This is a genomic window from Streptomyces sp. 6-11-2 (assembly GCF_006540305.1).
Classification (GTDB): Bacteria; Actinomycetota; Actinomycetes; order Streptomycetales; family Streptomycetaceae; genus Streptomyces.
Genome location: NZ_BJOR01000001.1, coordinates 7758020 through 7770106, shown reverse-complemented (window position 1 = coordinate 7770106; position 12087 = coordinate 7758020). Strand labels below are relative to the sequence as shown.

10 protein-coding genes and 1 pseudogene are annotated in these 12087 nt (G+C 70.4%); 7 read left to right on the top strand and 4 right to left on the bottom strand.

Annotated elements, in window-relative coordinates:
• The first annotated feature begins 95 nt into the window (after nucleotides 1–95).
• Complete coding sequence (locus TNCT6_RS34935; RefSeq protein ID WP_141365551.1) at nucleotides 96–1418, top strand: M20 family metallopeptidase; 1323 nt, start codon at nucleotides 96–98, stop codon at nucleotides 1416–1418.
• Nucleotides 1419–1530: 112 nt separating this feature from the next.
• Here TNCT6_RS34935 and TNCT6_RS34930 read toward each other — a convergent pair whose 3' ends face one another.
• The gene (locus TNCT6_RS34930) at nucleotides 1531–2355 is read right to left on the bottom strand and encodes a hypothetical protein (RefSeq protein WP_141365549.1); all 825 of its coding nucleotides are present in this window, start codon (nucleotides 2353–2355) and stop codon (nucleotides 1531–1533) included.
• A gap of 720 nt (nucleotides 2356–3075) precedes the next feature.
• On the opposite strand from TNCT6_RS34930, the gene TNCT6_RS41785 reads away from it, so the two are divergent.
• The 3 genes from TNCT6_RS41785 (at nucleotide 3076) to TNCT6_RS34905 (ending at nucleotide 7136) form a co-directional block, all read left to right on the top strand.
• Nucleotides 3076–5034 carry a hypothetical protein gene (locus tag TNCT6_RS41785; RefSeq protein WP_141365545.1) on the top strand — a complete coding sequence of 653 codons (1959 nt, stop codon included), beginning with the start codon at nucleotides 3076–3078 and terminating at the stop codon, nucleotides 5032–5034.
• 663 nt (nucleotides 5035–5697) lie between these two features.
• On the top strand, nucleotides 5698–6441 hold the full coding sequence (locus tag TNCT6_RS34910) for a hypothetical protein (RefSeq protein ID WP_141365543.1): 744 nt from the start codon (nucleotides 5698–5700) through the stop codon (nucleotides 6439–6441).
• Nucleotides 6441–7136 (top strand): hypothetical protein, encoded by a 696-nt coding sequence (locus tag TNCT6_RS34905; protein WP_141365541.1) that lies wholly within the window; start codon nucleotides 6441–6443, stop codon nucleotides 7134–7136. Before TNCT6_RS34910 ends, TNCT6_RS34905 begins: the two co-directional genes overlap by 1 nt.
• 230 nt (nucleotides 7137–7366) lie before the next feature.
• Here TNCT6_RS34905 and TNCT6_RS34900 read toward each other — a convergent pair whose 3' ends face one another.
• The 3 genes from TNCT6_RS34900 to TNCT6_RS34890 all read right to left on the bottom strand — a co-directional run bounded on the left by TNCT6_RS34900 (nucleotide 7367) and on the right by TNCT6_RS34890 (nucleotide 9731).
• Nucleotides 7367–7618: a hypothetical protein gene (locus TNCT6_RS34900; RefSeq protein WP_141365539.1), complete on the bottom strand. Its 252-nt coding sequence runs from the start codon at nucleotides 7616–7618 to the stop codon at nucleotides 7367–7369.
• Nucleotides 7619–7645: 27 nt separating this feature from the next.
• A complete protein-coding gene (locus tag TNCT6_RS34895; protein ID WP_141365537.1) occupies nucleotides 7646–7828 on the bottom strand; it encodes a hypothetical protein in 183 nt (60 codons plus the stop codon).
• Nucleotides 7829–8309: 481 nt separating this feature from the next.
• Nucleotides 8310–9731 (bottom strand): DEAD/DEAH box helicase, encoded by a 1422-nt coding sequence (locus TNCT6_RS34890; RefSeq protein ID WP_141365535.1) that lies wholly within the window; start codon nucleotides 9729–9731, stop codon nucleotides 8310–8312.
• A 157-nt stretch (nucleotides 9732–9888) separates the two neighbouring features.
• Here TNCT6_RS34890 and TNCT6_RS42205 point away from each other — a divergent pair, with 157 nt between their 5' ends.
• The 3 genes and pseudogenes from TNCT6_RS42205 to TNCT6_RS34880 all read left to right on the top strand — a co-directional run.
• Complete coding sequence (locus TNCT6_RS42205; RefSeq protein WP_373996255.1) at nucleotides 9889–10029, top strand: hypothetical protein; 141 nt, start codon at nucleotides 9889–9891, stop codon at nucleotides 10027–10029.
• A gap of 746 nt (nucleotides 10030–10775) precedes the next feature.
• Nucleotides 10776–10928 (top strand): hypothetical protein, encoded by a 153-nt coding sequence (locus TNCT6_RS34885; protein WP_216372828.1) that lies wholly within the window; start codon nucleotides 10776–10778, stop codon nucleotides 10926–10928.
• A 23-nt stretch (nucleotides 10929–10951) separates the two neighbouring features.
• Nucleotides 10952–12085: pseudogene (locus TNCT6_RS34880) on the top strand (ABC transporter ATP-binding protein); the annotation flags it as partial.
• Nucleotides 12086–12087: the final 2 nt, after the last annotated feature.

Genomic DNA, 12087 nt, shown 5'->3' with positions numbered 1-12087 from the left:
CATGGTGGCTGGCCGGATGGGCAGCGGCATCAGCGTCGGCGATCGTGTGTCCCGGGAAACCACGTGAGCCGAAGGGGGAAACAGTGAGTCGTCGCATGGAACGCGCTCTCGCGCGCCGCACGCTACTGGCCGGCGCAGCGGCGGCCGGTGTGGGAACGGTGTTTGCAGGCGCGGGGAAGGCCGTGGCCGGCGGGTGGGGAGGGCCGGTGAGACAGGCGGCGGTGGCCGCCGAAACGGCGCGTCTGGAGCGCGCGTTGATCGAGTTGCGGCGGGACATCCACAGGCACCCCGAAGCCCCGGGGCAGGAGCAGCGCACGGCCGCTGTGGTGGCCCGGGAACTGCGGGCGGCGGGGCTGACCGTCACCACCGGGGTGGGCGGCCACGGTGTCGTCGGTGTCCTGCGGGGTACGTGTCCAGGCCGGACCGTTGCCTACCGGGCGGACATGGACGCGGTTCCGCCCACAGACATCGTCGGGACGGGTCCCGCGCCGGCCCACGTCTGCGGCCACGACGTCCACACCGCGGTGGGTATCGGCGCCGCCCAGGTCCTGGCACGGCTGCGGCAGCAGTTGAGCGGAACAGCGGTCTTCCTTTTCCAGCCTGCGGAGGAGACCCTGTCCGGCGCCCGCGCACTGATCGACGCGGGCGTGTTGGAACGTATGGGCATCGAGGAGATCCACGCGCTGCACTGCGGGCCGTTCCCGGTCGGCCAGTTCGCTGTGACTCCGGGCTACGGGATGCCGGGCCAGGACAAGGCGGAGGTATCCCTTTCCGGGCCGGACGCACTCGATGCCGCGCGGCGCCTGGCCGTCGACATCAGCGCGCTTGCAACGGTGGCGCTGCCGCAGACCCCAGCGGACCTGGAGCGCATCGTCGCCGACGCCAAGACGCCCAACGGTCCGCTGGCCCGGTTCGTAGCCGTCCGCGCCACAGCCCAGGAGGCCACGGTGAACGTGTCCTATCGCTGCTGGCCGCCGGAGCGGTACGTGGAGGTCCGCGAGGACATCCGCCGAGCGAGCATGCCGTACGCGGGGGCCGCGACGCGCTTCCCCGCCGAGCCGTTCCCGGCCATGGTCTGCCCAGCGCGCGACGCCAACCTGCTCACCCGTCACCTACGCCATACCGTCGGCCGTGACACGGTCACCGAGCTTCGTGCCGCCTTCCCGCCCTTCAGCGGCGAGGACTTCGCCCTCTACTTGGACCGGATCCCCGGTACATACACGTTTCTCGGCGTCCGTGCTCCCGGAGCAGCCATCACGACGAGCTACCCGCATTATCCCGACTTCTCCCCGGATGAGCGCGCCATCGGCGTCGGCGTACGGGCGATGGCCGGCTGGATCGCGGAGCGCACCCACGGGACGCAGGGCCTGCCAGGCGGATTCAGGGAGGCCGGGGCTCCGCACAGGGCGAGGAACTGATTGCCGTACGTCGCTGAAAACTTGGCGACAGTCGCAGAGCGGGCACGCCGCTGAAATTGACTGGGTGATGTCGGCGTTCGGCTGACGCGCGACGGTCCGGCCGCCCTGCCTTTCAGCGGCGGGACGGTTGCTGGCGCTCGATGCGGTTGAGGTCGCCGGCGAGAAGGTCACGGTGTCTGATGGTGAAATCCCCGTTGAGCAGGCTCTGTTCGCGGCCGTAGTACCGGCCCACGACGGCGGCGGGGAGGAAAGCGCGCAGGCTGTGGCGCATGTCCCGCGGGTAGTCGACGGATTCACCCCAGCCGGTGGGGGCCTGATCGGTGGAGAGCAGCACCCAGTGGTCCACGGGCACGGGGGTGTCGAGGTCCGGCGCCGCCCCGGTGTGGCTGTCCAGTGCCGGCACGGTCAGCCGGTCGGGGTCGAGGGGCGGGTACCACAGCAGCAGGGGCTTGGCGCGTCGCGCGTCGGCGTTGTCGAAGCAGCACACGGCGATGGTGTGGTCGGCGAAGTGGTCGGCATAGAAGCCCAGGAGCTCCGGGTCGAGTTCCGGACGCCGGTGTGGCGGCACCTGCCGCAGTGCGACGGGGACCACCGTGGGGTCCGCGGCCAGGAGCACTGTGTAGATGTCGTGGTCGAAGACCTGGACGGGCTGCGGCCCCTCGCTCATCCACGCGACGTCGTCGGCTGCGGCGGCGACGGGTTCGACGGCGGCGACCATGCGGTGCAGGACGTCACCGGTGCGTCCGGCGGAGAGGAAGTGCTCGGGGGTGAGCTGCCGCGTGGGCACGTGCAGCAGCATGGCGTTCGGACCGTCCGCCAGATTGACGGCCGTGTTCTGGTAGCCCAGGACGTGGATGAGGCCGTGAACGGGGTGGTGCTGCCGTCCGCAGTACACGATCGTGCCGGAGAACGCGGCCTCACCTGTCGAGATGCACATGGCGGCAAGGTACCGCCCCTGTCCGTCGGGAGCCGAGGGGAATGCGCCTGCGGAGGGCCGTCACCACCGACGGACGCGCCAGAGGCAGGCTCCGGACGCCCGGTCGCCGTCCAGGGGATGCTGCTCCTGCAGATCGGGGCGGACTCGTCGCCTGCGTGGTCCTCTCAAGTCCCGCGCCGCTCATCGGTCCAGGGCCAGACCGGCGCCGACCAGGCAGCGGTCTACCAGGTGTGGGCGGTACTGGAACTGCTTGAGCCGGCGCTTCACGGCCCGGGTGACTTCGCTGAGGTTGGCGGCGGCGGTTCGGTCCGCCTCTGGCCTTCGGGAACATCGGTACAGCGGTTGTCGGTGAGAGCGATCAAGGTCGTGCGCTGAGCCCCGCAACGTCCGGCCGTGGACGGGGAACGCCGCTGTCCCGGAGGGCGGCGAAGTCGGCGTGGGTCTGGTCGCCGGGCGCTCCCGCGGTGGGTTCGCAGGGCCGGACACCATGGCGGTGGTGCGCTGAGCGGAGCGCATCTTGGTCCGTACAGGATGGCCGGCACCCGGCGGCATGGTCCGTTACTTCGTCCTGTCATCATGACCACGGCGCGGGAGCGGTGGCGTCGTGATCCGCATGAGGGCATCTACGCCATGTGTCCTCCGCCGGTGCTGCGCCCCCCTCGCTCCGATGTGCGCGAGCATGCCGGGCGCAAGATGCGCTCGCCTGAGACAGGAGCCGTAATGGCACTGAAGATACGCAGACCGAAGACTGTCGCCGTGGCGCTCGCCGCCACCGTGGCTGCGGTCTCGTCGGGCACCGCCCTTCCCTCTGCCGCCGCGGGGTACACCGCGGCGGCGGGGCCGTGGAGCACCGCCGTCGCCCTGACCGGAACGGACGGCCAGCAAACTCTCATCGATGTCCAGGTGGCCGGTGACGGCGCCGCGTTCGCGCTGTGGCGGGACAAGGCAGCCGGGGCCGTCGGTTGGGACTTCCGGACCGCCGTCCGGCCTGCCGGCAGAGCGACGTGGAGTGCGCCGCACACCCTGGCGACCGGGCGTGACAAGAATTCCGCGGCCGCCCTTGCCGTGAGCGCCGACGGGCGGGCCATGGTGACCTGGCTGGACGGCAGTGGTGCAGACGGTTCGCTGGTCGCCCTGGCCGCCGGCTGGAACCCGGCGACGGCAGCCTGGTCCGCCCCGGCCACGCTCGCCGCCTGGGACGGCCTGGACATGTCCGCGCCCCGCCTGGCCGCGGCGGCCGACGGCACCTTCACCGCCGTATGGGACCAGGGCGACGGGTACCGGAACTACGATGTGAGGACCGCTTCCCTCGCCCCCGGCGACCGGATGTGGTCCGCACCCCGGACGCTGGGCTCCACCACCACCGGTTCCATCTGGAGCATCGACCTCGCGGTGGCCCCCGGCGGCGCCGCCACCGCGGTCTGGGATGAACTCAACCGCTTCACCTACGAGCACACGGTCTCCACTGCCACCCGCACCTCGGCCCAGACCAGTTGGAGCAGCGCCTCCGTGCTGCCCGGCACCGACGCCACGTCCAGCGACGTGCAGGTGGCGATGGACGCCAAGAGCGCCACCACCGTGCTGTGGCGCAACGGCGCCGACGACCTCAAATCCGCCACCCGTACCGCTCCTTCGGGCAATTGGGGTGCCGCTCAGACCGCCGTTTCCGCCATCGACTACAGCGCCGGGAGCGAACCGTTGGCCGCGCCCAACGGTGACGTCACCTACGTGTGGACGGGTTGGAGCCGCACCGCCGGTACCCCCGTTGTGCAGACCGTGACCCGCACCGCGAGCACCGGGACCTGGTCCGCGCCGAAGACACTGTCCACCGGCTACGTCAAGTGGCAGGTGGATGCCTCCATCGGCGCTGACGGAACCGTGCAGGTCGTGTGGCCGCAGGTGCCGAGCATCGACAACGGCGACGACAACTACCTTGAGTGGGCGGTGCGCGCCGACGGCTCCTGGAGCAAGGCCACCGCTCTGAACAGCACGCCCGTCGCCGCCGTCCCCAACACCGACGCCCTCGCCGGCGAGGTGGCTGCCGGACCGGACGGCCGGGCCACGGTGCTGTGGCGCAAGGCCGAGTACACCGGCAGCGGCGGCTACACCTCCCAGGTGTGGTCCCAGTCGCAGACCCTGCTGCCCAAGCCACAGATCACCACCAACGCGGCGATGAGCGGAACGGCCCGAACCGGCTCCACCCTCAACTGCTCCGCCGCCTGGAACGGCGCCAACACCAAGGCCACCTGGTCCTGGCTGCGCGACGGCGCGGTCATCTCCGGCGCCACCGCCAAGACCCGCGCCCTCACCTCTGCCGACTACGCCCACAAGGTGTCCTGCCGGGTCACGGTCAGCAACGGCGCGGGCTCCGTCGCTTCCACCTCCCCTGCGCTGAAGGTCGCGGTCGGCCCCGCCCTGAAGGCCACCACCGCGCCGTCGATCTCCGGCTCCGGCAAGGTCGGCTACAAGCTGACGGCTGCCCGCGGCACTTGGTCACCGTCCGCCACTTCCTACACGTACCAGTGGAAGCGCAACGGCAAGTCCATCAGCGGCGCGACCAAGTCCACCTACGTCCTGGTGAAGGCCGACCGTGGCCAGAAGGTCACGGTCAAGATCACCGCCCACCGCAACGGCTGGGCCAACGGCACGGCCACCACCAAGCCCGTCACCGTGCGCTGACCCGACGCGGGCCGGTACCGCCGGCCCGCGTCCGCCGATCCGGAACCCGGTCGACTCAGAGGTGGTGGTGGCCAGCATTCAACTCACCTATGAGAGTGCGGAACGTGAGCTCTTGTCCGTTTCGTGGGCGAGGTTGGGGAAGGATCGCTGGTCGCGGGTGGGGGCCCTCAGGCGTCGGGGCGGGCGAACAAGCCGGGTTCGGGTTCGATGAGGATGCCCCGGCTGAACAGGCGTCGCGTTCACGATCTCCCGCATCGCATACTTCCCCTGATGCCCGCTGACTGACCGATGCCAGGCCTTCCATGCCGTGATCACGGGTTCGACGAGCTCCCACTGCTCATCGGTGAGATCGCTCGGGCACGGCTTGCCATGCTCATGCCACAACCAAAACGAACCCCGAACTCCTGACCGGCAGCGATGCCCCAACGTCACACCATCGAGCGATGACAGGACCGGCAGAACACCACATCCCGCACTCTCAGTCCCGTCCCCGCACACGTACCAGCACTACCGGCTCGTCTTCGACGGCGGTGCGGCGACGCCGGCGAGGTGCAGTTGCCGGCGTGATCGGCCGTCCCACCCACCGCGCGGCACGGTTGCTCAACACCTCTACGAAGGAGGAGACTTGAGAGCACGTAGCGCGCTGTGACCGACGGGGGTCCGATGAGAGCTCGCGACGCTCTGCGCACCGCCGTCGGCACCACAGCCGCCGCCGGGCTCGGCGTGGTTCTGTTGTGGGCCTCGGACAAGACGCCGGGCTGGCTGGCCCCCGCGCTGACCGCCGTGATCACGGGCGTGGCGGTGGAGAAGCTGGCCGAGGTTCTCGGCCGTCGCCGCGCACCGGCCACCGACGGTCCTGGTTCCGGCACGGGTACTGGTTCCGGTACCCGTGACCCGTTGTCCGCCGGACCGCCCGAACCGCTCGCCTGTCATGTCAAGCTGACCGACACCAGCTTCTTCCACGTGCCCGCGCTCGGCGACGAGCCCGACCGCACCGTGCCCGCCAGCGGTTTCATCCTGCGGCTCACCGTCACCGCGCTCGCGGGCAGGACGGTCGTACTGAGCGCCCTGCGCCCGGTGGTGCTCGAACGGCATCGCCCGCGCGGGTACCTCATGCCGCACGCCGGAGTCGTCTCGCCCCGCCGCTACACCGTCCTCCTCGACCCCGACCCTCCCCGTCTCAAGCCCCGAGGCGACGACAGGCGCCCCTTCTCGTACAAGGTGAGCCCGGACGATCCCGAGGTCTTCGAGCTGCTCGTCGTCGCCGAACACTCCTACGTGGTCTGGACTTTGGAGCTCGACTGGATCTGCGAGGACCGACAGGGGACGACGCTGATCGACCTTGCGGGACACCCCTTCCGCACGATGGCCAGGCCGCCCCGCAGCACGGAATGGAGCGTGAGCTGATGCCACCCACCCGCAGGCCGTCCGGCGCCACCGCACCCGACGACGGTGTCCGGTTCGCCACCCGCGTGCTCGGACTGACACACATCAGCGTGCGACTGCTGCCCAGCTCCGAGGTCGGCCCCGAGCCACTGGACATCCCCTGCTCCGGCCACAACGTGTATGTCGATCTGATGGCCAACGGTACGGTCCCCGTGGTCCTGCGCGCGCTGCGCGCCGAGGTCGTCTCCCGCGAGGAGTTCCGGCCCGACGGAGTGGTGGTCGCTCCCCTGCCCGGCCCCTCCATCTCCTTCGCCGAGGACCTGGCCGACGCCCGACGTCGAGGCCTGGAGAACTACCAGCCGTTGCTCATGCCGGACCACGAGATCCTCTTGGACGAGACACCGCCCGTCATCCGGACTGCCGTCGGCAACACGGGACACCCGCTCAATCCGAGCTCCGCGCTGCCGCTGACCGTACCCGTGGGCGAGACCCGGCGGGTGGTCGTCGCCCCGCACACCGAGGACCGGCGCCTGCTCACCTGGCGCCTCACGGCCGAGGTGACCTACGCCGGCAGCCACGCCAAGCCCGCTTGGACACTGAAGACCACCGCCGAGACCACTATGCGGGTGTTCGCCCCGGACGACCCCGAGGGGCGCTTCAGCCCAGCCCACGACGCCTCCGACCACTGGGCCCCGGTGGACCGGCGACGCCGCTGAACTCTCAACTGTGCCCGCACCCGCGGACCAGTCGCCCCCAGGGTCCCCACCTCACCGTGGCCCGACCGCACGGTCCGGCTTTCGCGGGCTTCCAGGTAGCGGCCGCCCTTCATGAGCAGTCCCTGGCCGACGGCGGCGCCGACCGAGGCGAGCACGGCGACGGGGATCCATGGCGAAGGAACAGGAGCAGGCCACCACCAGCACCGCTGGCGGTGGCCAGTCTGACGCGGCTACGAGCCGAGGCCCGGTCCGACCCAGTCACGGATCACACCGACCTCCACACCTGCGTCATGGGCAATGTCCTCGGGCGCCACACCGGCACTCCAGGCAACAAGGATGGCGCGTCGGAGTTCCTCCGCGCGCGTCTCCAACCCGATCTCGGCGGCCTCCCCGGACGCGGCCATCAAGGCAGCCGCGTCCTCGGTCAGTCGTTGGCCCGCCCGGCGAACCGCCAGGCGGGCTTCTTCTTGCGGACCGTTCACCGTCTGCCTCCAGGGGGCCACTGTCGGTCAGTTCTGCACAGCGGACCGGGCGAGCTTGATGCTGAGCCACAGCAGGCTCACCGGCATCCCGATGCCGCAGGCGTCAGCCAGGGCGAGGATCGCCGGTTCGGCGGCCGGCAGCAGCTGCCGCAGGCCGCGCTCGGTGACCGCGGGGACAGGGAAACGGGGCAGCGTGATGGTGATCGTCATGACGCACCTCCGCCTGATCGGCACCCGAGGCGCGCCGGCGGCGAACACGATCACTGCCTGGCGCTTCGCACTTCGAGTCGAGGCAGGCCGTCAGCCGGCGACACGCTGACCGCCGGGCGCCTCGGGTGCAACGGAATGGGAGCTGGGACTACTGCTGCAGGGACTCATCCCGTTCACCTCCTCGCGCTAGCAGCGGTCACATCGATCAAGGGCGCAACACACCCCGTCTCATGCTACGACTTCCTGCAACGCGATCTCCTGCCGAAACCTTCCCCAAGAGCCGATACTCCCGGCCAGGATGTTCACTTCTGAGATTGCTTCCAGAGAAGTTGTGGACAGGTCCGGACCTGATCTGGGAGTTTGCTCCGGATCAGGAGCGAGGCCGCCCGTTTCACGCCTCCTGGTGGTCGGCGTGGGTGTGCTCCGTCCGGGGTCGGTCGCGAGGACCGCCGCGAACGCCCGGCAGTCCGGGAAGCCGGGCTCAGCCGCCGCGCCGCACCCGGGCCGCCTTGCGGGCCTCCGCGAGCGTGCGGGCCTCGCTGCTCTTGCGGGACGGCCTGCCGCCGGAACCGCCCTTCGCGTCCTTGGTGGTGCCGAGGCCGCGGAACGGGGCGTTGTGGTTCTTGGGGCGCGGTGCGGCGGGCCCGTTGTCGAGAGGCACTCCGGAGGGGGCCTTGGCGCCGGTGATCCGGCTCAGCTCCGCCTCGCCGGACCGCACTGTGGTGACCTTGGGGGCGACGTCGGCGTCCGTCATGATCTGGCTCGTCTCGCGGCGCTGTCCCGACAGGACGAGTGTCACGACGATGCCGGAGCGGCCGGCCCGGGCCGTGCGGCCCGCGCGGTGCAGATAGTCCTTGGGGTCGGTGGCCGGGTCAACGTTGACCACCAGGTCGAGGTCGTCGACGTGGAGGCCGCGTGCGGCGACGTTCGTCGCAACCAGCGCGGTGACCTGCCCGTTCTTGAACTGGGCCAGGGTCCGGGTGCGCTGCGGCTGGGACTTCCCGCTGTGCAAGGCGGCGGCGGCCACGCCGCTGGCCCGCAGATGCCGGGTGAGCTGGTCGACGCCGTGCTTGGTGTCCAGGAACAGCAGGACGCGGCCGTCCCGGGCGGCGATCTCCGTGGTCACCGCGTACCGGTCCGGGCCGTGCACGACGAAGACGTGGTGCTCGATCGCGGAGACCGCGCTGGACGAGGGGTCCACGGAGTGGACGGCGGGGTCGCGCAGGTAGCTCTGCACCAGCTGGTCGACGTCGCGGTCGAGGGTGGCGGAGAACAGCATGCGTTGCCCGTCGGGACGCACCTGGTCCAGGATCTCGGTGACCTGTGGCAGGAACCCCATGCCACACATCTGGTCGGCCTCGTCCAGGACCGTGATGCGCACCTGTCCCAGTCGGCAGCCCTTGCGCTCGATGAGGTCGTGCAGCCGACCGGGCGTGGCGACGACGATCTCGGCGCCCTCCCGCAGCACGGCGGCCTGTCGTCCGATGGACACTCCGCCCACCACGGTCGCGAGCCGCAGCCGCAGTGCCTCGGCGTACGGGGTGAGCGCCTCACCGACCTGCTGCGCCAGCTCCCTGGTGGGCACCAGAACGAGCGCCAACGGCTCTTTGGACTGCGCGCGCCGCCCGGCAGTCCGGGCGAGCATCCCCAGGCCGAATGCGAGCGTCTTGCCGGATCCTGTGCGGCCCCGGCCCAGGACGTCCCGTCCCGCGAGCGCGTTCGGCAGCGTCGCCGCCTGGACGGGGAAGGGCACGGTCACGTCATGCTCGTCGAGCGTCCGCAGAACCTCGGCCGGCAGCCCCAGCTGCGCGAAGGACACCGCCGTGGACACCGCCGAAGTGGCGCCCGGCGCGGTGGATACATCGTCCTGCTGCCGGGCATCGGCACGTGCTGATTCGCTCACAGAGAGCCTTCCTCCGAAGGGACCGTACCGAGGAAGGCGCGGCGGGGACGCGGCCACCAGCCAGGGACACCGAACGGAGCACCAACACAGCGACGCCGCAAACGGTACACGGTAGCGCGGGGCAACCGCCCAGGCCGCCCATGGCCGCACCGCGACGCTGGATCAGTGGGCCGCTCAACTGCATGCCTGGATGGGCCGGTTCCGTGTGCCGGAGCGCGTGCTCCTGGCCGAGGACGACCAGCAACTCCCCCCGACCTGCGTCAGGGCACGCACCTGGACCAACTGCGCGCCCACCTGAACGCCAGTCCGAACCGCATCGCGACCCTGCACGATGCGCCACCACCAGACGCCGCCGGCTGGATCGACGGCCGGGCCCACAGCCTCGTCCTCCCGCTGAAGGCACGCTCATGGCGGCGGCGGCCTTGCCCCGGACGCAGGACCTGTCCGAGGGCGCACTCGGGACGGCGTTGCTGCTCATCGAGCGCGGTGACCTTCCCACTGCACGGCACCACCTGGCGCAGGCCAGTACCTGGCGCAGGCCATTGCCAGCGGCGTCAGCACCGGCGGCAACGCGTCCCCGTTCCACGGCGCCCCCGCGCTGGAGTTCCTGCTCAGCCGCGCCGGACATGCGGGCCGCGACGTGCGCGGTCGTCGCCCGGACCGAAAGAAGGAGCCGCCCACGAAGCGCTGCCACGCTGACGCCTCTCCGCAATCCCCCAGAAGCAGTACCCACACCCACAGGAGTGATCGAACGCAGCATCACGGCGCGCGACCCTCTACCCTATCAAGGTTGCGCCCGTTAATCGAGATCTCGTTCTAGATTTCGCCCCCGCAGACCCGTAACGGCGACAGGAATCCTTCAGTTATCCGATCACCTATCCGCATCACGCCCTGAGGAGTGCCCATGCATACCTTGCACCGGCCTGCGTTCGTTCATCCTGTGTTCGAAACCATCGCCGCTCCCTCGGGCACTGCCGTTCGTCCCACTGACGGCGGCATCGGGTTCCCTGCCAGCGCATCGCGACCGGATACGAGGTACCTGGCATGACGAACCTCCCCGGCGTCGACGGACGACTCACCTCCGTGGAGAAACCCCCACCGGACGACCACCTCTACACCGCGGCCATCTTCGCGATGCTCACCCACGGGCCCTCGTACAGGGCGCTGAACCGGCCCGTGCTCGGAGGCGCCCTGTGAAGGGGTTTTTCGGACGCGTGCGGATGGCCGAACCCCGGGTCTCGGATGCGGAACGGGAGCTGTTCGGCGGTCCGTTGCGCTACGACATGGGTTGGTCCGAACACGAGTACGCGCGACTCGACTTGACCATGGTGTCCGCTCTCCGCTCCATGCCGAGGCTGGTCAGGGCGACCTTACGGATGGCGTGGGACGCGGACCGGAGCGCATTGCTCGCCGTCGCGATCAGCGAGATCGGACAAGGGGTCGCGGCGGCAGTCGGATTACTCGCGGTCAACGCCGTCATGCACGCGTTGCTCGGCTCAGGCACTCCGGTGGAGCGATTGCACGCGGTGCTGCCCGGCTTGCTCGCCGCCGCAGGGGCAGCCGTGGTCAACTCGGGTCTGGCCGCATGGTCGACCTCGCGGGCGGGCCGGATGGAGCCTCTGGTCGAGCGGGTCGCCACGACGCAATACCTGGCCGCCGCCGCGTCGGTGGAGCTGGAGGCCATCGAGGATCCGGAGTTCCGGCGGCTGATCGACGTCGCCCAGTACGGCGCGGGATCCGCCCGCCGTATGGTCGGCGCCTGTGTGGCCGCGCTGAACGGGAGCATCTCCCTGATCTCCACCGCCGGCGTGCTCACCGTCCTGCACCCGGCCCTGCTGCCGATGCTGATCCTCATCGCGGCGCCGCGGGGCTGGGGCGCGATGCGGGTGGCACAGGAACGGTACGTGTCGGTGATGAGCTGGATCGAGCACGTACGGGCCGGCCGCCTCATCGGCAACCTGCTCACCGAACGCACCGCCGCGCAGGAAGTCCGCATCCACGCCGTCGGGCCGTTCCTGCTCAGCCGCTACGAGCGCATGGCCGAGAGCGCCGAAGCCGAGCAGGAGCGGCTGGCCTCCAGCAAGGCCGCCACCGAGTGGGTGGCCTCCGCACTGTCCGGCCTGGCCATGGCGGCAACGTACGGGACCATGTTCTGGCTGATCACGAGCGGACACATGAGCCTGGCCGTCGCCGGCACCGCGGTCATCGCCGTCCGCTCCGGATCGGCGAGCCTGGGTGCGCTGGTGATGAACGTGAACCAGTTGCACGAGGAATCGCTCTACGTCCGGGATCACTCCCGTTTCCTGGATGAGGCGACGCGACGGACCATCCCCAGCACCGCCCGGCAGACACCCGG

Bases quoted from the DNA above. Each gene is read 5' to 3' on its own strand.
- TNCT6_RS41785 (WP_141365545.1), top strand. From the start codon at position 3,076: ATGGCACTGAAGATACGCAGACCGAAGACTGTCGCCGTGGCGCTCGCC.
- TNCT6_RS34895 (WP_141365537.1), bottom strand. From the start codon at position 7,828: ATGACGATCACCATCACGCTGCCCCGTTTCCCTGTCCCCGCGGTCACC.
- TNCT6_RS34910 (WP_141365543.1), top strand. From the start codon at position 5,698: ATGAGAGCTCGCGACGCTCTGCGCACCGCCGTCGGCACCACAGCCGCC.
- TNCT6_RS34885 (WP_216372828.1), top strand. From the start codon at position 10,776: ATGACGAACCTCCCCGGCGTCGACGGACGACTCACCTCCGTGGAGAAA.
- TNCT6_RS34930 (WP_141365549.1), bottom strand. From the start codon at position 2,355: ATGTGCATCTCGACAGGTGAGGCCGCGTTCTCCGGCACGATCGTGTAC.
- TNCT6_RS34935 (WP_141365551.1), top strand. From the start codon at position 96: ATGGAACGCGCTCTCGCGCGCCGCACGCTACTGGCCGGCGCAGCGGCG.
- TNCT6_RS34905 (WP_141365541.1), top strand. From the start codon at position 6,441: ATGCCACCCACCCGCAGGCCGTCCGGCGCCACCGCACCCGACGACGGT.